Genomic DNA, 22,830 nt, shown 5'->3' on the forward strand with positions numbered 1-22,830 from the left:
ACGGTATCAAAAGTCAGCGTGATGTCTTTTTTATGTGCCTTCATCTCCATCATGTCAAAGACACCCTGTATCAACTCAATAATATCAAAGTTTTCCAACTCCAAATTTAAATCCCCTGCTTCTAGGCGCGTAATCATATCCAGATCTCTCACTATATATATGAGCCGTTCAACACCTTTACTCGCCCTAGTTAAATATTTTTTTCGAATATGTTTATCCTCCATGGCGCCGTCCAAAAGGGTTAGAATGTAGCCCTGTACGGTAAAGAGCGGCGTTTTGAGTTCATGGGATATATTTCCTAAAAACTCCTTGCGATACCCTTCACGAATCTTAAGGGTTTCAATTTCAACCTTTTTATTGTTAGCGAATTTCTCGATCTCCTCTGTCAGGGTCTGCATATTCGTAGTCACCGGTTGATCCTGGAATGAAGTAGATTCTAATAAAGACACATCGTCGTAAATCTTTTTAACTCCTCGGTATATAAAGCGCTCCACTCTGTATTGGAGTACAATAAAAGAGAGGATGAATAGACAGACCACAATTGTGAAAATTAACCAAAACCCGTTTAAATTCAGGTAGTGTAAAAGCAGTAACATGCATAAAACACAAAATGAAATAATGCCTGAGGAACGCAGTGCAAAGCGGTATGACTTTTTTAATTTGGTTTTCAAAGATGCTGTTTAAGCTTTTTATTTAATGTTATTTCAGAGCCAACTCTATATTTTGTTCGTCGTATATATCGCTGGCTATAAGACAAACTTATAACCCACTCCTTTGACGGTTTTAAAATGGTCATCTCCGATCTTTTCTCTTAATTTTCTGATATGTACATCGATGGTTCTCCCTCCAACAATCACTTCATTTCCCCATACCTTATCTAATATTTCGTCCCTTTTAAAAACTTTTCCGGGACGACTAGCTAATAAGGAAAGCAATTCAAACTCCTTTCGCGGAAGTATTAATTCTTTACCGGACTGTACGATTTTGTACTCGTCTCTATTGATGGTAATGTTTCCAACGTGTACTATGCTTTCTGCTGGGCCTTCCTCATCTTTAAGTCGTCGAAGCAGGGCTTTGACCTTGCTGATGAGTAATTTCGGTTTAATCGGCTTGGTGATGTAATCATCTGCACCTGCATCAAACCCAGCTACTTGAGAATAATCTTCTCCTCTGGCTGTTAAAAAGGTAATAATGGTGTCTTTTAATTCTGGCGATTTGCGAATATGTTCACAAGTTTCAATACCATCCATCTCAGGCATCATAACATCTAGAATAATTAGATGTGGTCTTTCCTTTTTTGCTTTAGCGATGGCTTCATTTCCATTTTTCGCAGTGGTCACATTGTATCCTTCTGAGGATAAGTTGTACCCAACGATTTCCAGAATATCCGGCTCATCATCTACTAAGAGGATCTTAATTTCTCTTTTTTTCATTGCAATATTATTATTTGATTAAAACAGTAATATACAGTTTATAGCTGCTATCTAACCCAAAGATTTTAAAACATTTAAAAAACTATGACTTCGATTATTACAGCCCAAAAGTAAAGATAATATTAAATAATTAAAGCACTTAACATTCATTTAATATGATAACCAAATGGTAACATAACGCTTGTTGATCTTTAACTCGAAGGTAACTTTAAAGTTGGATAACCCTCGTTTATTTGCAACGGAATTAAAATTAAAAAATGAGGCATTTATTTACAGTTGTATTACTGTTCACATGCGCCCTTATAAGCGCACAGGAAACTACTGGATCAGTAGTTGGTATAATCTCGGACAAAGAGATGAATAATGGTCCACTGCCGTTTGCTAATGTGCAAATTAAAGGCACATCAAAAGGAACTACTACAGATATAGACGGCTTGTATGAAATCAGCACCGTTGAACCGGGCACCTATACCATTGTTATTAGTTTTATCGGTTATGAAACCCTTGAGGTTCCAAATATCAAAGTAGAAGCCGGCAAAGTAACTGAGCTCAACACTGGAATCGGAGCAGGCAGCGTAAGTCTAGATGAAGTAGTAGTAACAACTACTGTTAGAAGGGATTCTCAAGTGGCTCTCCTTTTGGAACAGAAAAGAGCTATTGAGATTAAGGAAAGTATAGGAGCCCAACAATTATCTAAATTGGGGGTATCGGATGTTGCCACGGCAACAACTAAAATTTCCGGGGTAACCAGCAGTGAAGCTTCTGGAGATTTATTTGTTCGAGGACTTGGGGATAGATATTTGCACACAACCTTAAACGGGATGCCAATCCCATCAGATGATGTTGAACGTAAGAATATCGATTTAAGTTTGTTTCCTACAAGTATAATCCAAAACGTTGGAATTAGTAAAACCTATTCGACAGACCAGTCTGCAGACCAGTCTTCGGGTAATATAGATGTTTCTTCCAGAGAACTAGTGGGAGATTCTGAATTGAGTTTAGGAGTCAAGGGAGGTGTAAATACCAATGTCACTAAAAGTGGGGTTTTTGACAACTTTAGGGCAACAGCTAACAAAGGAGATGTAGTTTTAGGGGTTTACACTGAATCCGGAGCTTCAGAAGGATCAATTATAGGACAAAGTTGGGATACTGAAAAAGTAAATGCTCCTGTTGATTACCAATACACACTTACTGCAGGAAAAAGAATAGGAGAAAAGCTCAAGGTTCTTTTTACTGGATATCAATCTTCAAAACACAACTACAGAGAAGGCTTGTTTAGACAATACGACTCAAATTTCATTGATGATTCAATTACGGATGCAACCACTTATTCCAAGACTATTAATACAACCGGGTTATTAGACGTTAATTATAGTCTAAACACCAAGCATAAGTTGAAATTCAATAGTTTATTTATTAATAAACTTAACGATGCAGTGTTTGAGGGAGGACGCAATGGTGAGGCGTCAATTTTTGAAGAAACAGCTCCGGCTGAAGGCTTATCTCAGTTTATTCGAGATCAGAACATTATACAAACAAATTTGTGGGTTAATCAACTCTTTGGCACACACCAATTGACTGAGAATAATACTCTTGATTGGGGGGTTGGATACAATTTGGTCAATGCCGATCAACCAAATCGTATACGAAATGAGCTAAATGTCGATATGCAGGACAGCTTTGTTCAGTTGGGAAGAACTGGTGGGTTCCAACAAAGAAAATCCAAACAGGAGATTGATGACAACGAGATTAATGCCATAATTAAAGATGCTATTTACTTTTCTAGAGAGGAAGGGAATACACAGAGTCTAAGTTTTGGTGCGAGTTACAGGAACAAGAAGCGTGACTTTTATTCAAAGTTTTACGGAGTATATGAACGTGTTAAAAATGTAGTACACCCTACTTCGGTAGATGAGATGTCCAGTATTTTTACTTATGATAATTTTGAAAGAGGTCATTTGATATACAATGAACTACAAGCGGATACCTATGAAGGAGAATTAGAATCTATAGCTGGTTTTGCGAACTTTAATATCGAGGTGGATAACCTCAATGTTAATCTAGGAGTAAGGTATCAGAATGATAAGTTAAATGTGGCATATAATGTCGGGAATATTCCAGGAAGGCTAGGAGAATCTTATAATTTGTATGATAATTTTTATCCGAGCTTAAACTTAAAATACAGCTTAGGAGAGAAGCACAGTCTTCGTTTTGCAACTAGTAGAACCATTACGTTACCTGAATTTAAGGAAATAGCGCCGTTTGAGTATGTGTCTCCTACAGGACAGGTGACTAGAGGGAATCCTGATATAATGGCATCCACAAATTATAATTATGATTTAAAGTGGGAATTCTTTCCTTCCAGGACCCAACTGATTTCATTAACCGGATTTTACAAACAGATTAATGATCCAATAAACAAAGTTTTGGACAGAGGATCAGCTGGAGTGTTTTCTTATTTTAATTCTGCTGAACGGGCTAATGTTTATGGGTTGGAATTTGAAACCAGACTTAATCTGATTAAACCTGAGGAAGGTCAGGGGTATGGCTTGGATCTCAATCTTAATGCTACCAGAATGTGGCATAATCAGGATCTTAAAGAAATATACAATGAGGATGGGAATTTTGTAAGAACCTTTAGATATAAAGGAATAACGGAGACCAAGTTACAAGGGGCTTCAGATTGGATTTTTAACGGAAGTCTTAATTTCTCAACGAATTCAGAGAATCCTTTTGATGTAGCTTTAATCGCAAGTTATGCTTCGGATAAGGTGTATGCCCTTGGCGCTCCAACTATTCAGACCCAAAGCGAGACTTACTATAACGATGCTATTATAGAGCAGGGTTTTTTATTGCTTGATGCCGTAATAAGTAAACAGTTCAATAAGCATTGGGGGCTTAGATTAACCGGACAGAATTTATTGAATCCTGAAATAAAAAGAACTCAAAAAATTAGACCTAGTACAACTGGCATTGAAACCGAGGAGGTTATCAGTTCGTACTCTAACGGGGCTGTTTTAAGTCTCGGTATTAATTATACTTTTTAAAAACTGAAACTCTTAAATTAATTTTTAATATTTAGCAATCATGAAAAAATCATTAATTAAATTATCACTATTTCTTACTGTGGTTTGTGCGCTTATCATAACTACTTCCTGTAGTAGCGATGATGACTCGGGGGTAACTCCACCACCTTCATCTAATAACGCCCTTGTTGGTACTATAGATGAAGACCTTACCTTGGATCCGACTGTTCAATATACAGTAGCAGGGGAGTTCTTTGTAACCGGGGGAGCTACTTTAACCATTCCTGCTGGAACAAAAATCGTTTCTGAGACTGGAACAGATCATTATATAGCTATTGACAGAGGGGCTAAAATTGATGTCCAGGGAACTGCAGCAAATCCTGTTACGATGACTTCTGTTAATGAAACTCCAGGAGATTGGGGAGGTTTAGTTATTTTAGGAGATGCGACTACTACAGCAGGATTAGATGTTATTGCTGAGGTCGGTGGTTTTGTATACGGGGGAACTAACGATACTGATAATTCTGGTTCTATCAAGTATCTTATTATTAATTACGCCGGGGCACAGATCAAGCCTGAATCTCAATACAATGGTCTTACACTTTATTCAGTAGGTTCAGGAACTACCATAGATAATGTAGCAATCCTTAATGGTACTGATGACGGGGTTGAATTTTTCGGAGGTACTGTGTCAGCAACAAACTTATATTTAGAAAACAATGAGGATGATGCAGTTGACTGGACAGAAGGTTGGAATGGAACGGTAGAAAACACATATGTGTTGCATGCTATTGAAGGATTTTCAACTGCTATCGAAGCCGACGGTGATAATAACAATCCTCAAATTATCAATTTCACTGCAGTATCAACTACCGGTGGAACAGCTTTACAGTTTAAAAAGCAGTCCGGTGCTACTATTACTGGATTATCTTTAATCGGGTATACAACTTCTATAGATAGACCAGATGATAGTGCTTTGACTAATATTCAAATAGAAGGTGCTGATGCTGATCCTTATTCGAGTTATACAACTGAAGCCTCTGTGGATGTAAGTGCATTTGCATGGGTTAAATCTGGTACAACGATTTCGGAAGATGTATTACAGGGTGTATTAGAATCAGAGGTTACTTTGGATGCATCTGTATCATATAAATTAAATTCATCTTTTATTGTAAAAGATGGTGGTAAATTAATTATCCCTGCTGGTACTAAAATTACAGCTGCCTCCGGTGGAACTTCAGTTTATATTGCAGTACTTAAAGGCGGACAAATTGATATTCAGGGAACTCCTGAAAACCCTGTTGTCATGGCTTCGGAAACGGCTCAACCTGGAGATTGGGGTGGTTTGACCATCTGTGGTAATGCAACCACTACTGAAGGCGTTGACGCAATTGCAGAAATTGGAGGATTTGTTTACGGAGGAACTGACGATACCGATAGTTCTGGTAGCATAACTAACTTGGTTATTATTGGGACGGGAGCTCAGATTAACTCAGAGTCTCAGTATAACGGAGTTTCTTTCTATGCTGTTGGTTCAGGTACAACTGTTGAAAATATAGCAGTTAAGAATGGTGCAGATGACGGGGTTGAATTCTTCGGAGGAACCGTTTCTGCTACTAATCTTTATTTGGAAAACAATGAAGATGATGCGGTTGACTGGACAGAAGGTTGGAATGGTACGGTTACCAATACATATGTTTCACATACTGTTGCAGGATTTTCTACTGCCCTTGAGGCTGATGGTATCAACAATGATCCTCAGTTGGTTAACTTTACGGCAATTTCAACAGTTGATGGTACGGCACTTCAATTCAAGAAGCAGTCCGGAGCTGGCATTACTAACCTATACTTGAGTGGTTATGCAACTCAGGTGGATATGGTTGATGGAGGAGCTCTTTCTAATGTACAAATAGATGGTGCTGTTGCTGATCCAGCTGGTGATTATACCGCTGGAACTCAGGTTGATATAACTGGGTGGTCTTGGATTAATGCTTCTTTATAATTCAAATCACCTCGAAGAAGGTTAATAACCAATAGATAATATATAGAAACCCCTATCTGACATTGTTCGGATAGGGGTTTTTATTTATTATTTCCTAACAATTAATTCATAAATGGGGTTCTTTTAGACAAGGATTTTTTTATAATTTCAAGTATTAAATCCTAAATCTTTAAATCATGAAAAAAATTACTTTATTGTTAATTATTCTTTGTACCACTAATGTTGCCGCACAGGTAACCGAAAAATACCATAGGGTAAAAAGGGTATACACAAATGGTTCTTCAATACAGGATTTTTGTTTAAATGGAACAACATCTACTTTAGATCGTAAATTGAATATTCTTATAGAAGACAGACTTCCAGTTGGAACAACATTTTATTACAACTTTGGAGAAGGAACTATGCTTTGGGCTGTTACATATTCACATGATACTAGTACCAGTGATCAAGACTATACAATAAATGGAGCTACGATAACTGTACAAGATATATGTACATATACTTATAAGTATCATCGGTTTTATTACCTAGGTAACACAGCCTTGCAGGCTCAACAGGAATATTGTAATATAGCAACTAATACTAATGATGCTAAAGTTGACATTTTAACACTCGAACCTTTAACATCTGATAGGGTTTATTATGTAGACAGAAGTTTAAATAGCTATCCACCAGGATATTATTATCTCAAATTTTCATATTATTATGATTCTTCTGATGAAGACGATATGTTGGAAGATACTTCTTCTATGTCTCCAGTTAGATTCCCGGATTCGGATAATGACGGGATTATTGATGCATGTGATAATAATGGGAAATACCATGTAATTAAATATAGAGGACAAACACAACAAGAAGCAGAGGCTTCAAAATGTAATAATGATACTGAGAATTCGGTGGGAGTTAACATTAATATTTCTCAAAAGCTTACAGTTGGTAGGATTTATAATATAGATAGAGGAACCGGAATTGGACATAGGTATTATGAAGTAACCTCTGCTCAAGATAATTCAAATCCATCAGCGCCAATAACTATAGATAATTCTAATATTGGTAGTTCATTTATAGCTGATTGCTCAGTATCAGAATTAGCAGATATTGAAATCACTAATTTAAGAATATTGCGCAATGGAAGTACTGAGATTTATAATTCTGATATTAATAGTACACCTACTTTAAGTTATAACAATAATTATGAATTTATATTTACTTTAGAAAATACGGGAGGTGAGGGAATTAATGTTAATTTAGCAAAGTTTTTTTCATACAACAGTACATTCGATAGCTATAATGACTATTTCATAGATGATGATGAAGTAAGTTCGATCTCGTCTGGAGGTCAAGCTACGCTTAGAACCTACGTTACTCCGGGTAATAACTATATAGGTCCTGCAAGCGTTTCAAATGGTCAAGGGTATTATTTTATTTTTTCAGTAGTTTTTGAAAGTAGCAACAATAGTGTCTATGAATATATAAATAGCATAGGAATTATTTATTCTACAAATACGTCCTCCAAAACATTTTTAAAATCATATCAACTTGAGGCATACGATTTTTCGGGGAACCAAGTTTCATCAGAAACAGTAAGAAGTAAAGAAGAGGAAGAAGAAGTAATACAAAGTTTGCCAGGAGGAAGTTATATTATCAAAGCAAATGATAAAACCTTTAAAATATCTAAGGATTAAATTATTTTGAATAGAATATAGGGACGGCCTTTTGTATAAAAACCTGACTGTTTTTTTTGTTTTCTAATTTCCCTATTTTTGCGCAGATAAAACGGATACATGGATTCCCAAGCTATTTTCAATATTCAATCGGCAAATGACTTCGAGGAAGTAGCTTTGGAGGTGTTTATACTTCAATATAAGAAAAATAAAACTTATCAGGAGTTTTGTAATCACCTTGGTAGAACACCTAAAGAAGTGACGGCTGTATCTGATATTCCATTTTTGCCTATCGAATTTTTTAAATCCCGAAAGATTGTTTGCTCTGCGGATGCCGAGGATATAATTTTTTCTAGCAGCGGTACCACGGGAAGCGTGACCAGTAAGCATTACGTCACTGATTTGGGGGTGTATAAGCAAAGTTTTAGACAAGGATTTACCCACTTCTACGACGACATCAAAGACTATACTGTTCTAGCCCTATTACCTTCTTATCTGGAGCGTACAGGCTCCTCATTGATCTATATGGCTAATGACATGATTGAGCAGTCAGGTGCAAAAGAAAGTGGCTTTTATCTGCACAACATTGATCAACTCGCCTACCAATTAAAGGAGTTGGATAATTCCGGCAAAAAAGTGCTGCTTATAGGGGTGTCTTTTGCCTTATTGGACCTCGTTGAAAAACATAAGTTCGATCTGAAAAATACCATAATCATGGAAACCGGTGGTATGAAAGGTAGACGAAAAGAGCTTATCCGAAATGAATTACATCAAATGCTTTGTCACGGTTTTGGAGTGGATAGTATTCACTCAGAATACGGAATGACCGAACTACTTTCACAGGCCTATTCAAAAGATGATGGTGTGTTTGGGTGCCCGCCATGGATGAAAATTCTCATTAGGGATCCTGAGGATCCTTTAAGTTTACTGCCTGCTGGTAAATCTGGAGGATTGAATATTGTCGATCTGGCCAATCTGAATTCCTGTTCGTTTATTGCAACCCAAGATTTGGGGAAACTTCACGGGGAGGGCTTTGAGGTTATCGGGCGCTTTGATCACTCTGATATCAGGGGTTGTAATTTAATGGTGCTTTAATTCAAGGTATTGTTACCTGGCTATAAGGATGTGATACGTAATGGTTGACACTTCAAAAAAACATTCTGTATATTTACATTAAGGAGCTTTTAGTAGGTTTTACAGCCTGTAAGGTATTAGTTGATGTTTCGTTAAAATAAATATCATTTTAATTAAAATTATCAATAATGCAGTAATGTTATCGGGATATTGCGGTGGATACGATAAAAAGCTTAATTTTGATTTCGCATTAAAGGATAAGGATAATGAGGCAAAAAATAACGCTAAAAGAAATATCGAGACGATTCAATGTTTCTATTTCTACAGTTTCCAAAGCGCTGAAAGACAGCCCGGAGATTAGTGAAAAAACAAAGGAGATTATACAGGCATTTGCCAAGGAGCATCATTACAAGCCAAATAATATTGCCTTGAGTTTGAAGAATCAAAAAACCAAGAATCTCGGAATTATCCTTCCGGAAATTGTGCATTATTTCTTCTCCTCGGTTATAACAGGAATTGAACGATTGGCTACCGAAAAGGGCTATAATGTTATCGTCTGTATTTCAAACGAATCCTTTGATAAAGAGGTGATCAATATGCAGATGTTAGCCAACGGAAGTATAGATGGTTTTATCATGTCGCTTTCAATGGGGACTGAAAACAAACAGGATTTCCACCATATTAAGGAGGTAATTAACCAGGGAATGCCGGTAGTGATGATTGACCGGGTAACGGATCAAGTGGAATGCGATAAGGTTATTATCGATGACTTCCAAGGCGCATACAATGCCGTTACCTATTTGATAGAGTCAGGTCGTAAAAACATTGCTTTAATCGGTATGCCTGATTATATGAGTGTTGGTAATTTACGAACTCAAGGATATCGTAAGGCACTGGAAGATCACGGAATCCCGGTGGATGATAATTTAATTGTCAAAGTAGAAGATCCTTATGGGGGATCAGAAGTCATTGAACAATTACTGGTAAACCATACCGTTGATGCCGTGTTCGGGGTCACTGAATTTTTTGCAGTTTCTGCGATGAAAATAGCCCAGAAAATGGGGAAATCTGCGCCTAAAGATATCTCCATAATTGGATTTACCGATGGTATAATCTCCATAAGCAGTAGCCCGTCACTTACTACTGTAAGTCAAGGTGGTGAAGAGATTGGGGAGAAGGCCGCAGATCTGTTGATCAAGCGCCTTGAGGATCCTGATTATGAAAACAGACCTTTTGTTACAGAAATCATCAAATCCAGTCTGGTAAAAAGAGAATCAACACTTTAAGACTACCAGCCAAAATCAGCCTTAAGTGCCTCCATGCGCTCAAGTGCCAAATCTTTGGTCGCAAAATCAATTTCACTCATACCGAAGGCTTTCTCATAGGTTCGAAGGGCCTTTTTGGGTTCGCCTAATTGCTCTAGGTATTCTGCTTCCCAGAAGAATCCCAGCATGGTGTTGGGGTATTCAGCTTTGGCAATTTTGCTCAACTCATGAATAGATTCTAAGTCCTCTTTCTTTTTAGACGCCGCATAGATGGCCATCATATCATTTAAACTCACCTGTTTTTTGAATCCAAACAAGGTTTCGATAGTGGTGTATTTATCGGTTAAGTATTCGATGACCGGACCGTTGTAGGCTAGTATTTCTTCCTTGTATTCTTTAACGCTGATCGGTTTGTAAACCTTAAAGAATTGATCCAATGCGACCGGGATTCCAAAAGAAGCAACGGAATAATGGTCGGCATTTTCAAAATTGCTGTAATAGTAGTGCAGTTGGTCGTTGTTGTATCCTTTAGATTGATTGTGAAAAACTTGAATGCGTTGTTGGTTTTCAAAATTATCTTCATTTGCAGTGGCCAAATAGTAGAATACCATTTGCTGGATTTCGCTTAATCGCTTAGGAACTTTACTTTCCATTAGAGGAGCAAAGGAAGGAGATAGTTCTATGTAAGCATTAAAAACGGGTGCTTTTTTAAATAAAAAGTAATTTGAAAAATTAGCCGTTACTCCATGTCCGACAATTGCTTTAAAGTTGGCTAAGTTGTAATTCTTATCCACCATAGGAATGAGCTCCATCGTGATGAATTCAAAGAACTTATTCCCTTTCTTGTCTGGAAATCCACTGTCTGGATTGAAATAACAATCCTCATATCTGCTGTCTGTTTGATCGATCCCTACAATGATGCATTGCGGCATTTTGTCTTTATGGGCATAGAATTTAGCGTTTCCGACAGTGATGTCAAACAAATAATCTGCGTCTAAAACTACGACAAGTGGGTAGATTTTTTCGGCGCTATAATCTTCTGGGACATAAAGCCGGATGTTTCTTTTCTCAGCGAGTTTAATAGACTCGATAGTGGTTGTGGTAACTTGAGCAACACTAAGGTAGGTGCATAGCAATAGGAAAATGCTTAGGAGGGCATTCTTTTTCATGATACATAAGATTTGGTATGGGAAAGATATGAAATTATTTGTTTTTATTTAATATCGGAAGGAAAAGAAATGATAGCGCTCCAAAGAGTACGACCATTATTGTTTGAGAGGACCACATGATCCAACCAAAGGCATCCCCGGCAGTTTTATCGACACCGTATATCAATAGAATATTGCTCACGGCAATAGGGTATAGGCCAATACCGCCATTAGTTGCAGTCATGGCAAAAGCTCCTGCTACAAACGCAGCTAAAATGGCGCTGACTGGAAGATGTGCTGTTTCCGGTATGGAAAATTTAACCACCCAGAACATGGCGATATACAAAACCCAAATGGCAATGGTGTAGACTAAAAACAAGCCTTTGTTCTTCATTTGGAATATACTGCTTATGCCTTCGATTAACCCTTGTACGATATGCTTTATTTTTAGCAAAATTCCACTCTTTGCTTTCTTTATATAAAACAGAAATAGACTTCCACAAATAAGTAATCCGACACCCACTGTGATGAGTTTGACAAAATTTATTTGCTTGGCAGCAAAATAGTCAAGAATAATTTCTGTTTGTAAGATTCCGGTGATTAGGACAATTAAAAGCAACATAACCACATCAAGGACGCGCTCTGCTATGATGGTTCCAAATCCTTTTTGAAAAGGGACGTTCTCATAGGTGCTAATAGTGGTTGCTCTTAATAATTCACCGGATCTAGGGATTCCTAAATTGGCCAAATATGCGGTAAATATTGCCATGATGTTGTTGATCAATCGCGGCTGATACCCCATTGGTTTTAGTAATAAATTCCAGCGAATTGCTCGGAAGAGATGGCTTAAGAATCCTAATAAGAGTGATATGATAACCCAGAAGTAGTTAGCTTCTTTGATAGCTTCTACGATATTCTCGCGATCCTCGGCAGAGGTTATCGAATACGAATAACCGATTAAAAAAACTCCCAACAATAGTGGGAGAGTCTTTTTAAGTATGTTTTTTAATCTGGAATTCACCTTATTTTAAAGAATTGTCATTTTCGTTAGGGAAAATAATGGAAGGTTTAAAGTGCTTGGCTTCCTCAAAATCAAGTGTGCCATAAGCGATGATGATTATGATATCTCCGCGTTGGACGCGTCTCGCGGCTGGGCCGTTAAGGGTGATGTCCCCGCTATTTCGATTTCCTTTAATAGCGTAGGTTTCCAGGCGCTCACCGTTGTTTATATTGACGATTTGAACCTTTTCTCCTTCAATGATATTTGCAGCTTCCATCAGCGCTTCATCGATTGTGATACTACCTATGTAGTTAAGGTCAGCACCTGTGACCTTTACTCTGTGTATTTTGGACTTTACTACTTCAATTTGCATGCTACAAAGTTATTAATTTAAAGCAATTGTATCAATAAGTCGTATCTCATTTGCGTATACAGCCACAAATAAACGATAATGCTCACCAATTTTTTTGGTTTTAACAGATTTTAGCGTTTTTTCATCAGCAATTTCTGCATACTCTAACTCGAAATTTTCATGATTTTCAAATTGTTCGTAGATCCAATCTAGCGTCTGTTGAATGCTTTGGGAACTGAAATTTTCCTTAGCCTTAGTGATAGTTTGGTATATAAAAGCAGCTTTCTTTCTTATGGATTCCGGAAGACGTTCGTTTCTTGAACTCATTGCCAAACCGCTGTCTTCTCTGGTAATCGGGCATTCTATAATCTCCACATCTAACTGCTCTTTTTCTGTCAGTTTCTTGATGATCTGAAGTTGCTGAAAGTCCTTTTCTCCAAAGTAAGCCCTGTCTGGGGTTACAATGCTAAAAAGTTTTTTGATTATGGTACCAACGCCGTCGAAATGCCCAGGTCTAAATTTGCCTTCCATCTGAAACTCCAAACCGTCAAAATCGAATTTTTCAGATTTTATGTTGTCTTGGTACATTTCCTCTGCTGAAGGTGCGAAAACTATCACTTGTCCTTTAAGCTCCTCGAGTAAATCAATATCCTTGTCTAGTGATTTGGGATATTTCTCTAAATCCGTAGGATTATCAAATTGCGTTGGATTGACAAAAACAGTAACTACAACAACGTCATTTTCCATTAATGCACGTGAAACTAGGGAGATGTGTCCCTTGTGTAACGCACCCATAGTAGGGACTAGTCCGATGGTTTTATAGTTGATTTTCTCTGCGCTCAGCTGAGAAATTAATGCTTCTTTTTGTTTAAAAACGTGCATCAGTTTTAAAATTAACAGCCTGCAAAGCTATATAAATTAAACGAATTAGGCATATTTTTTGTATTTTTGCATGCTTTAACCTTTAGTTGAAAGTAATAAATAGATTATATGACAGACAAAAGAGTATTATTTGTCGCTTCTGAAATGGTTCCTTATTTGCCTGAAAACGAGGTTTCGTCGATGGCTTATGAGAGTCCTAGGATGGTGAATGATAGAGGTGGACAGATACGAATCTTTATGCCCAGATTTGGAAACATTAATGAAAGAAGGCATCAATTACACGAAGTAATTCGACTATCCGGAATGAACTTAGTAGTCAACGATATGGATATGCCTTTGATAATCAAGGTAGCCTCTATACCGAAAGAAAGAATTCAAGTTTATTTTATAGACAACGAGGAATACTTTAAACGCAAAGCAACGTTCTCAGACGAGGATGGAAATCTATTTCCGGATAACGATGAACGCGCTATTTTTTTCGCAAAAGGAGTGGTAGAAACTGTTAAGAAACTCAACTGGAATCCTGACATTATTCATGTCCACGGTTGGATGGCTTCTTTACTGCCGTTGTATCTTAAAAAATACTACGCTGATGAGCCGCTTTTTGCCGAAAGTAAAATTGTAACCTCTGTGTACAACAAAGGTTTTGAAGGAACGTTAGATAAGGGGATGTTGGATAAGATTAAGTTTGATGGTATCGATCAGAAAGATGTTGCTTCATTAGAGACACCTAACTACAGTAATTTATTAAAAGTTGCGGTTGATCATTCAGATGCTGTTGTGGTAGCTTCTGAAGAATTACCGGAGGATTTGAGAAAACACATTGACTCACTATCCAAACCCGTACTACCTCATATTCCTATTTTCGAATTTGAGGAAGCCTATACAAATTTTTACGAGACAAAAGTATTAAGTTAATCCAGAGGATTCGAGATGATAAAAAATATTTTAAAAAGCAATGTTTTAGTAACACTACTTGTGATGAGTGGTGTTATTTTTTTTACTGCTTGTGAGCGGGAATATAATACCATTGGAGTTGATATTGTAGATGATGGCTCTACTAACATCAAAAAAATCAGTTTTGATGTAATGGCTTATAACAGAAAATTATCAGCTGTAAGGACAGATGGTTTGAGGGGGTATAAATTGGCAGATTACGAGCATCCGGTTTTCGGAGCTCAAAAAGCATCTTTTGCTTCTCAACTTTCACTTGCAAATCCTAACCCAACCATTGGAGATGTTTCACAGGAAAATGAAGACGCATCATCCGGCAAGCAAGAAAATGAAATGGTTACCGAGGTATATCTTCATATCCCATTCTACAGTACCCTTGTAAGTGATACCATTAGCGATGATTCTTCTAGTCCTAAGGATTTCAGGGTAGATTCAATATTTGGGGATAGAAATGCTACCTTCAATTTGAAGGTCAATGAGTATACTAAATATTTAAGAGTGTTGGATCCTGAAAGTAATTTTCAAGAAGCTAAAGAATATTATTCGAACGAAGATCCGACTCCATTCATATCGACAGTACTCTATGATGGAGATTTAACAATAGACCAAGATGAATTGCTCTTTTTTGATAATGTTGATGATCCGGATACACCGGATGAGGATGAATCCGAAGTACCTTCTGAACGATTGACACCAAGACTTCGTATTCCGTTGGACAAGCAGTTTTTCCAGGAAAAAATCCTCAATAACGAAGGGAAAAGCCCTTTGTTAAGTGTTAGTAATTTCCAAGAATTCTTAAGAGGAATATACGTAAGTATGGAATCCCCAAACAAGGATTTGGCAATGTTACTTGATGTTGCAAATGGATATGTTGAGATTCACTATAACTACGATGATACCGATAGTGAAGGAGCAGCGATAGTCTCGGAGAAATCAATGAAACTAGCACTTAGTGCTAATAGTACCAATAAAGTAAACTATTTCCAACAAGATCCGTATCCACAACCAATTGCTGATCAATTTAACAACCAAGATGCTTCTAGACTCTATGTTCAAGGGGGTGCTGGATCCATAGTTGAGATTGATATTTCAAATGGAAGTGGAGATGCCTTAAATCAGCTTCAGGAAGCCAAAGCTAAAGGATGGTTAATCAACGAAGCGAGTTTGGTATTTTACGTGGATGAATCGGCAATATCTCAGGGGTCCTCAGCAACGCTTCCAAAACGCATTTACCTATACGATTATCAAAATCAACGGCATTTGGTCGACTATACCGTGGATTTAAGCCAGAATACCGGGGTCGATTCTACTAGCTATGCTATCTTCGATGGAAGATTGGATGAGGAAAATAGTATCGGACCTCGTTATAAGTTTAGAATCACAAATTATATCAATGATATCATAAAAAAAGATTCTTTAAATATAAAGCTCGGGTTAAGCACCACCAGTAGTATCTTGAATGTTGCGAATGTTTCTGCAATATTAGAGTCCGATACACGTTTAATAAAAGTTCCCCAAGCCAGTATACCTAATTTTCAAGGGACAGTTCTATATGGCAGTAATGTTCCTAGTAATGAAAGTGATAAAAAACTTAAATTAGAAATATACTATACTGAACCTGAAAAATAAACCAATTTTAAAGAAAATTTTATGTGTGGAATAGTCGGATATATAGGGAGTAAGCAAGCTTACCCTATAGTGACCAAAGGTCTTGAACGTCTTGAATATAGGGGATATGACAGTGCTGGTATTGTACTGTTTGACACTGATACCATCAAACTTTGTAAAACTAAGGGAAAGGTAGCAGATCTTAAATCAAAAGCTGAACTGGAAGGAGTAACCTCCGGAAACATCGGATTAGGTCATACCCGTTGGGCAACCCATGGTGTCCCTAACGATGTCAATGCCCATCCGCATTATTCAAATTCCGGAAATCTTGTAATTATCCATAACGGGATCATCGAGAATTATGGTGCCATAAAGAAAGCGCTACAAAAAAGAGGTTATCATTTTGAGTCTGACACAGACACTGAGGTTTTGGTCAACTTGATCGAAGATATTAAACTTAATGAAGACGTCAAACTGGGTAAGGCAGTTCAGATAGCCTTGAACCAAGTCATTGGTGCCTATGCCATAGCGGTATTTGATAAAACCAAACCAGACGAAATCATTGCTGCAAAATTGGGAAGTCCATTAGCCATTGGAGTTGGAGAGGATGAATTCTTCATCGCCTCTGATGCTTCTCCATTTATCGAATACACCAATAACGCAATTTACCTTGAAGATGAACAAATGGCCATTATCAGAATCGGTAGGGACATTAAGGTTCGTCAAATTAAAGATGATAAAGCTGTAGCTCCATATGTTCAAGAATTGCAACTCAATTTAGAACAAATTGAAAAGAATGGCTATGATCATTTTATGTTAAAAGAAATTCATGAACAGCCGGAAGCGATCAAAGACACCTATAGAGGTCGTTTGAGAATCAATGATGGAATCATTAAGATGGCTGGGATTGAAGATAATATAGAACGCCTGGCTAATGCCCAACGAATTATCATAGTAGCCTGTGGTACTTCATGGCATGCCGGTCTTGTAGCAGAATATATTTTTGAAGATTTAATCCGCATTCCGGTTGAGGTGGAATACGCTTCGGAATTTCGATATAGAAACCCGGTAATCACACCAAATGATGTAGTGATTGCAATTTCTCAGTCCGGTGAAACAGCGGATACTTTAGCAGCCATTAAACTCGCAAAAGAAAAAGGAGCATTCGTATTTGGCGTTTGTAATGTAGTAGGATCATCTATTGCAAGAGAAACCCATGCAGGTGCTTATACCCACGCAGGACCGGAAATCGGTGTAGCTTCAACCAAAGCCTTTACCACGCAAATCACAGTGTTGTCTTTGATCGCATTGAAATTAGCTCAGTATAAAGGACAGCTATCGGCTTCACAATTCCGTGAGTACATCGCAGAAATGGAAGCTATTCCGACAAAAGTAGAGGAGTGTTTGAAAGTTGATGCGCATGTGAAGTATATCTCATCGATGTACAAGGATTCACGAAACTTCTTATATCTGGGAAGAGGGTATAATTTCCCTGTTGCTTTGGAAGGTGCATTGAAACTAAAAGAGATCTCCTACATCCATGCTGAAGGTTATCCTGCTGCAGAGATGAAACATGGTCCAATCGCCTTGATTGACGAGCATATGCCTGTAGTAGTTATTGCCACTAAGAAAGGACATTATGAAAAGGTTATTAGCAATATTCAAGAGATCAAGTCTAGAAAAGCTAAGATCATTGCAGTAGTGACTAAGGGAGATACAGAGGTAAAAGAAATGGCTGATCATGTGATCGAAGTGCCGGAAACTCTGGAAGGTCTAGCACCGCTAATCACAACCATTCCATTACAATTACTCTCTTACCACATCGCGGTAATGCGTGAGTGTAATGTTGATCAACCACGGAATTTAGCAAAATCCGTAACAGTTGAGTAAAAAATATTAATTCTGTAATTTTTTCACTAAATAATTACGGAATTGAAAAAATATGTATATTGTTCTTATCTAAGTCAATCTAAAACCTAATGATTATGATAAGAACAATTTTTTTTGTTCTAAGTTTTTTGTGCACTAGCATATGCTTAGGACAAATTACCATTCAAGGTAAGGTAGTTGATGCCCGGCATCAGCCAATTCCTAGCGCAAGTCTTCAAATCGTAGGGCAAACTCAAGGAGTCGCCTCTGATTTTGACGGAAATTTTACGCTCCAATTAGAAGCTTTGCCAGTGAGCTTAAGGATATCTAGTATTGGTTTTGTTACGCAAACGATTTCGTTATCTGATACGGAAACACTGACTATTGTGATGGAGGAAGAGACGATGAGTTTGGGTGAGATCGTGGTCTCGGCATCGAGAACTCCGGAACGTATTTTTGAATCACCGGTTACAGTGGAAAGGTTTGGTTTAAAGGAAATCAAGAACACAGCCTCAGTGGATTTCTATGATGGTCTTGAAAACCTAAAAGGTGTTGATATCAACACCAACAGTTTGACCTTTAAATCCATTAATACTAGGGGATTTGCTTCTTTTGCCAACACCAGGTTTGTTCAATTGGTAGATGGAATGGATAATTCTGCTCCAGCCTTAAACTTCGCCTTAGGGAATTTACTTGGGATGACAGAGATTGATGTACAAAGTGTCGAACTTCTTCCAGGAGCCTCTTCCGCACTTTACGGTGCCAATGCTTTTAATGGTATCTTATTTATGAGAAGTAAGAGCCCATTCGATTTTGAGGGTATTAGCACCTATGCAAAATCAGGTTTGACCTCTCAAAAAGCAGCAGGAGACAATCTATTTTGGGATTTGGGAATACGCGCAGCTAAAAAGTTCTCTGAAAAGTTCGCCGCAAAAGTCAATTTCTCATATTTGGAAGGTACGGATTGGTTTGCTGTGAGTCAGGATAATGTACTTATGCCCGGTACGGGACGTGAGCTCAATGATTACGATGGACTTAATGTCTACGGTGATGAGGTGAGTACAAATATACACGCTGTAGGTATAAGCATGGCACAAGCCGGACTCATTCCCGCAGGAGCAGTGAACTTACTTCCGAATGAGACCGTGAGCAGGACAGGATATTTGGAGAGCGATTTAACGGATTATGAGGCTCAAAGTATAAAATTTGACGCGGCACTTCATTATCGACCGTTTGCTGATGATTTGGAATTGATATACCAAGTCAAAGTAGGGAAGGGGGCTACGATCTATCAGGGTGCCAACCGTTATTCTCTAAAGAATTTCTTTTTACAACAACACAAGTTTGAAGTCAGAAATGATAATTTCTTTATACGGGGGTATATGACAGATGAAGATGCAGGAGATTCTTACGATATGCGTTTCACAGGTATTAATATCAATAGGTCTTGGAAAAGTGATCAGCAATGGTTTGGAGAATACGCCGGTGCATATATACAAGCCACACTAGGCGGAGCGTCAGACGAACAGGCGCATCAGTTAGCCAGGCAAACAGCGGAAACCGGAAGACTTATTCCAGGTACTCCCGGATTTGAAAGCGCCTTTAATTCGGTAACAACCAATCCTGATCTTGGAAGTGGTTCCCAATTCAGGGACGGTTCCCAATTGTATCATGCAGATGGAAATTATAACTTTTCACATTTGATTGATTTTGCCGATATCCAAGTAGGTGGATCTTACAGAACTTATCGTCTGAATTCATTCGGTACTATTTTTACTGATTATGACGGTCCTATCAGCTATAGTGAATTGGGACTTTATACTCAAATACAAAAACAACTCATGGATGAGCGTCTTAAGCTTACCGGGTCACTTCGCTATGATAAATCGGAGTTGTTTGACGGACAGATGACACCGCGGTTTTCTATAGGGTATACGGCAGGAAGTAAAAGAAATCACAATTTCCGAGCTTCAGTTCAATCGGCCTTTAGAAATCCGACCACTCAAGATCTCTATATCGGATTGGATGTGGGTAGAGCTATTTTGGTGGGATCCTCGAAAGACAATTTAGATCGTTATGTCAGAGATTTTACTGTTAATAACAGAGCTGCAAATGGGGGGGACGCTACGGCTACAATCAGTGGTAGAGCAGCCTATGAAAATTCATTTTCTGTAGCTTCTGTACAGGAAGGTGCACCGGTAGCTTCAGGCGTGGAGCTTGTGGAACCTGAAAAAGCAATGGCTTATGAACTCGGGTATCGTGGACATTTTGGGAAAGTAACCATTGACCTAAGTGCCTATTATACAGATTACAATGATTTTATTGCTTCACAGAACGTAATCGCCCCTCTTTATGGAGAGGTAGGTGATAACTCACTTTCTTTATTGGCATTACAGAGTGGAGATTACAAAGTCTTTCAAGCGTATACCAATGCAGATTCGGGAGTGCAATCCTACGGTGCATCAATAGCAGTAACAGCTAAAGTACTCAATGGATTTGATTTGAGTGGTAATTATACCTTCGCTGATTTTGAGCAAGATGATACAGAGTTTAGAGCCGGTTTTAATACGCCTAAACATAAGTTTAAAGCTTCCTTTGGCCATACAGAGCTCGTTAAAAATTTCGGATTTAATTTAAGTTATAGATGGAGTGATTCTTATTTCTGGCAATCTAGTTTCGGTGATGGTAACATCCCATCCATTTCAGTTTTTGACGCCCAGTTGAACTACACCGTTCCTAAAATTAAATCGATGTTTAAAGTGGGTGCGGCCAACTTATCCGGAGATGAATATTATACGGCCTATGGAACTGGACATATAGGAACACAACTCTATGTCTCTTGGACAATAAACAACTTTTAAGCTAACCAAAAATAAAGATCATGAAAATCAATACAAATAGATATATACCCTATGTGAGCTTGCTAATTTTGTTATGTCTTGGAAGCTATAGTTGTAGTTCCGATGATGATGCCGGGTCGGTACAAGAACCCGAGGTGGTTTATTCTGCCGGAGAGGCTGATTTTTCAACTTATGTGGCTATTGGGAATTCGTTGACTTCCGGTTATACCGATGGAGCCCTATTTGCTGCAAGTCAACAAAATTCTCTACCTAACATTTTGGCTAATCAATTTTCCCTTGTTGGCGGCGGAACTTTCACTCAGCCACTAATGGCTGATAATATTGGAGGCTTGACATTAGGTGGGACACAAATTCAGGATACGCGATTGTATTTCAATGGCGCAGGTCCTGTGCGTTTAACGGCAACGCCAACTACAGAAGTTTCAACTGCCCTTTCAGGGACTTATAATAATTTGGGAGTTCCGGGTGCTCTGAGTTATCATCTGATGGCTCCAGGATATGGAAACATTGCAGGAGTGCCAACCGGACAAGCCAATCCGTATTTTGCACGTTTTGCATCAAGCCCATCAACGAGTATTATTGCAGACGCCTTAGCTCAGCAACCCACATTTTTCACCCTTTGGATCGGTAATAATGATGTTTTAGGTTTTGCCACATCTGGAGGTGTGGGTGTGGACCAAACTGGTAATTTCGATCCGAGTAGCTATGCTTCTACTGATATTACTGACCCTAGGGTTTTTGAAATTACATACAGCCATATTGTAAATAACTTGAGCAATAACAACGCCAAGGGTGTTGTGGCTAATATTCCGGACATTACTGCGGTTCCGTTTTTCACCACTGTACCTTTTAATCCGCTAAGTCCGGCAAACCCTGAATTTGGGGCTCAGATACCGATGTTGAATTCAATTTTCGGGGCATTGAATCAGATCTTTGTCGCCTTACAAATGCCTGAGCGCGTCATTGAGTTTTCAGAAGATGCACCTAGCGCTGTGGTGATTAAAGATGAATATCTGACGGATATCTCGCTTCAGATTGAGGGTGCTTTAAATGCAAATCCAGGTTTTCCAACCTTTATTGCTCAGTTTGGACTCCCGGCACAAGCTGCGCCTATGGTGGCTAATTTACTAGGGAGTATGTATGGGCAGTCTAGACAAGCAACTCAAGAGGACTTATTAGTACTTCCAAGCAGTAATGCCATAGGAACGGTAAATATGACTGCCATGCAAAGCTTAATAAGTATGGGGCTTAGTCAAGCGCTAGCTGGGCAATTTTCGGTAGAAGGAATTACGCTGCCTATGGAGGACAAATGGGTGCTGGTTCCACAGGAACAAACCGCAGTTAGAAATGCTACCCAGGCTTATAATACAGCCATTGCAGCAGTAGCAGAAGCTAAAGGGTTAGCCTTTGTGGATGCCAATGCCATTTTAAAAGCGGTCGCAGAAACAGGAGTAGCTTTTGATGCCTTTACCTTAAAGGGTGATTTGGTTTTTGGAGGCGCCTTTTCATTGGATGGAGTTCATCCAACGGCAAGAGGATATGCCTTTCTGGCTAATGCCTTTTTAGAAGCTATAGAGGAGACTTATAATGCGAGTTTACCTCGTGTGAAAGCTGCGGATTATAACATCATGTACCCCGCCCAATTGCCTTAACATAAAAAAGGTCTTTCTAATGAACTAAAAATAAACACGC

At 38.3% G+C, this 22,830-nt stretch carries 15 protein-coding genes and 1 pseudogene; 10 read left to right on the forward strand and 6 right to left on the reverse strand.

Annotation, left to right across the window (positions count from 1 at the left end; translation table 11 throughout):
• Positions 1 to 125: 125 nt before the first annotated feature.
• Positions 126 to 596, reverse strand: a pseudogene (locus ACN0TV_RS11955) (histidine kinase dimerization/phospho-acceptor domain-containing protein); the annotation flags it as partial.
• Between the two features lie 150 nt (positions 597 to 746).
• The gene (locus ACN0TV_RS11960; RefSeq protein WP_417363148.1) at positions 747 to 1,433 is read right to left on the reverse strand and encodes a response regulator transcription factor; all 687 of its coding nucleotides are present in this window, start codon (positions 1,431 to 1,433) and stop codon (positions 747 to 749) included.
• A 257-nt stretch (positions 1,434 to 1,690) separates the two neighbouring features.
• Between ACN0TV_RS11960 and ACN0TV_RS11965 the strand changes: the two genes are divergently transcribed.
• From ACN0TV_RS11965 to ACN0TV_RS11985, 5 genes are all read left to right on the forward strand, one after another.
• A complete protein-coding gene (locus ACN0TV_RS11965) occupies positions 1,691 to 4,480 on the forward strand; it encodes a TonB-dependent receptor domain-containing protein (protein WP_417363149.1) in 2,790 nt (929 codons plus the stop codon).
• Positions 4,481 to 4,520: 40 nt separating this feature from the next.
• The gene (locus tag ACN0TV_RS11970; protein ID WP_417363150.1) at positions 4,521 to 6,461 is read left to right on the forward strand and encodes a hypothetical protein; all 1,941 of its coding nucleotides are present in this window, start codon (positions 4,521 to 4,523) and stop codon (positions 6,459 to 6,461) included.
• 176 nt (positions 6,462 to 6,637) lie between these two features.
• Positions 6,638 to 8,146: a hypothetical protein gene (locus tag ACN0TV_RS11975; protein ID WP_417363151.1), complete on the forward strand. Its 1,509-nt coding sequence runs from the start codon at positions 6,638 to 6,640 to the stop codon at positions 8,144 to 8,146.
• 99 nt (positions 8,147 to 8,245) lie between these two features.
• Positions 8,246 to 9,220: an acyl transferase gene (locus ACN0TV_RS11980; protein ID WP_417363152.1), complete on the forward strand. Its 975-nt coding sequence runs from the start codon at positions 8,246 to 8,248 to the stop codon at positions 9,218 to 9,220.
• A gap of 245 nt (positions 9,221 to 9,465) precedes the next feature.
• Complete coding sequence (locus ACN0TV_RS11985) at positions 9,466 to 10,485, forward strand: LacI family DNA-binding transcriptional regulator (protein ID WP_417363153.1); 1,020 nt, start codon at positions 9,466 to 9,468, stop codon at positions 10,483 to 10,485.
• A gap of 2 nt (positions 10,486 to 10,487) precedes the next feature.
• Here the strand turns inward: ACN0TV_RS11985 and ACN0TV_RS11990 are convergent, their stop codons facing one another.
• Genes ACN0TV_RS11990 through panC form a run of 4 tightly spaced genes read right to left on the reverse strand, consistent with a single transcriptional unit; the run spans position 10,488 to position 13,846 of the window.
• Positions 10,488 to 11,633, reverse strand: a complete 1,146-nt coding sequence (locus ACN0TV_RS11990; RefSeq protein ID WP_417363154.1) for an alpha/beta hydrolase — start codon at positions 11,631 to 11,633, stop codon at positions 10,488 to 10,490.
• 34 nt (positions 11,634 to 11,667) lie between these two features.
• Positions 11,668 to 12,633, reverse strand: coding sequence for a lysylphosphatidylglycerol synthase transmembrane domain-containing protein (locus tag ACN0TV_RS11995; RefSeq protein WP_417363155.1), 966 nt, complete (start codon positions 12,631 to 12,633; stop codon positions 11,668 to 11,670).
• Position 12,634: 1 nt separating this feature from the next.
• On the reverse strand, positions 12,635 to 12,985 hold the full coding sequence (gene panD / locus ACN0TV_RS12000) for an aspartate 1-decarboxylase (RefSeq protein WP_417363156.1): 351 nt from the start codon (positions 12,983 to 12,985) through the stop codon (positions 12,635 to 12,637).
• 12 nt (positions 12,986 to 12,997) lie between these two features.
• The gene (gene panC / locus ACN0TV_RS12005; protein ID WP_417363157.1) at positions 12,998 to 13,846 is read right to left on the reverse strand and encodes a pantoate--beta-alanine ligase; all 849 of its coding nucleotides are present in this window, start codon (positions 13,844 to 13,846) and stop codon (positions 12,998 to 13,000) included.
• Positions 13,847 to 13,954: 108 nt separating this feature from the next.
• Between panC and ACN0TV_RS12010 the strand changes: the two genes are divergently transcribed.
• The 5 genes from ACN0TV_RS12010 (at position 13,955) to ACN0TV_RS12030 (ending at position 22,790) form a co-directional block, all read left to right on the forward strand.
• Entirely contained in the window at positions 13,955 to 14,764 is an 810-nt protein-coding gene (locus ACN0TV_RS12010) for a glycogen/starch synthase (RefSeq protein WP_417363158.1), read from the forward strand.
• 15 nt (positions 14,765 to 14,779) lie between these two features.
• Complete coding sequence (locus ACN0TV_RS12015; protein ID WP_417363159.1) at positions 14,780 to 16,429, forward strand: DUF4270 domain-containing protein; 1,650 nt, start codon at positions 14,780 to 14,782, stop codon at positions 16,427 to 16,429.
• A 21-nt stretch (positions 16,430 to 16,450) separates the two neighbouring features.
• Positions 16,451 to 18,298 (forward strand): glutamine--fructose-6-phosphate transaminase (isomerizing), encoded by a 1,848-nt coding sequence (glmS, locus tag ACN0TV_RS12020; protein ID WP_417363160.1) that lies wholly within the window; start codon positions 16,451 to 16,453, stop codon positions 18,296 to 18,298.
• Positions 18,299 to 18,387: 89 nt separating this feature from the next.
• Positions 18,388 to 21,138 carry a TonB-dependent receptor gene (locus ACN0TV_RS12025; RefSeq protein ID WP_417363161.1) on the forward strand — a complete coding sequence of 917 codons (2,751 nt, stop codon included), beginning with the start codon at positions 18,388 to 18,390 and terminating at the stop codon, positions 21,136 to 21,138.
• Positions 21,139 to 21,158: 20 nt separating this feature from the next.
• A complete protein-coding gene (locus tag ACN0TV_RS12030) occupies positions 21,159 to 22,790 on the forward strand; it encodes an SGNH/GDSL hydrolase family protein (protein WP_417363162.1) in 1,632 nt (543 codons plus the stop codon).
• Positions 22,791 to 22,830: the final 40 nt, after the last annotated feature.

Origin of the sequence: Galbibacter sp. (genome assembly GCF_048266365.1) — a bacterium.
Lineage (GTDB): Bacteria > Bacteroidota > Bacteroidia > Flavobacteriales > Flavobacteriaceae > Galbibacter.

Excerpts from the sequence above, each read along its gene's own strand:
- panC (WP_417363157.1), bottom strand. The coding sequence starts at position 13,846 with ATGCACGTTTTTAAACAAAAAGAAGCATTAATTTCTCAGCTGAGCGCA.
- ACN0TV_RS11965 (WP_417363149.1), top strand. The coding sequence starts at position 1,691 with ATGAGGCATTTATTTACAGTTGTATTACTGTTCACATGCGCCCTTATA.
- ACN0TV_RS11980 (WP_417363152.1), top strand. The coding sequence starts at position 8,246 with ATGGATTCCCAAGCTATTTTCAATATTCAATCGGCAAATGACTTCGAG.
- ACN0TV_RS11990 (WP_417363154.1), bottom strand. The coding sequence starts at position 11,633 with ATGAAAAAGAATGCCCTCCTAAGCATTTTCCTATTGCTATGCACCTAC.
- ACN0TV_RS11970 (WP_417363150.1), top strand. The coding sequence starts at position 4,521 with ATGAAAAAATCATTAATTAAATTATCACTATTTCTTACTGTGGTTTGT.
- glmS (WP_417363160.1), top strand. The coding sequence starts at position 16,451 with ATGTGTGGAATAGTCGGATATATAGGGAGTAAGCAAGCTTACCCTATA.
- ACN0TV_RS12015 (WP_417363159.1), top strand. The coding sequence starts at position 14,780 with ATGATAAAAAATATTTTAAAAAGCAATGTTTTAGTAACACTACTTGTG.
- ACN0TV_RS11975 (WP_417363151.1), top strand. The coding sequence starts at position 6,638 with ATGAAAAAAATTACTTTATTGTTAATTATTCTTTGTACCACTAATGTT.
- ACN0TV_RS12010 (WP_417363158.1), top strand. The coding sequence starts at position 13,955 with ATGACAGACAAAAGAGTATTATTTGTCGCTTCTGAAATGGTTCCTTAT.
- ACN0TV_RS12025 (WP_417363161.1), top strand. The coding sequence starts at position 18,388 with ATGATTATGATAAGAACAATTTTTTTTGTTCTAAGTTTTTTGTGCACT.
- ACN0TV_RS11960 (WP_417363148.1), bottom strand. The coding sequence starts at position 1,433 with ATGAAAAAAAGAGAAATTAAGATCCTCTTAGTAGATGATGAGCCGGAT.
- ACN0TV_RS11985 (WP_417363153.1), top strand. The coding sequence starts at position 9,466 with ATGAGGCAAAAAATAACGCTAAAAGAAATATCGAGACGATTCAATGTT.
- panD (WP_417363156.1), bottom strand. The coding sequence starts at position 12,985 with ATGCAAATTGAAGTAGTAAAGTCCAAAATACACAGAGTAAAGGTCACA.
- ACN0TV_RS12030 (WP_417363162.1), top strand. The coding sequence starts at position 21,159 with ATGAAAATCAATACAAATAGATATATACCCTATGTGAGCTTGCTAATT.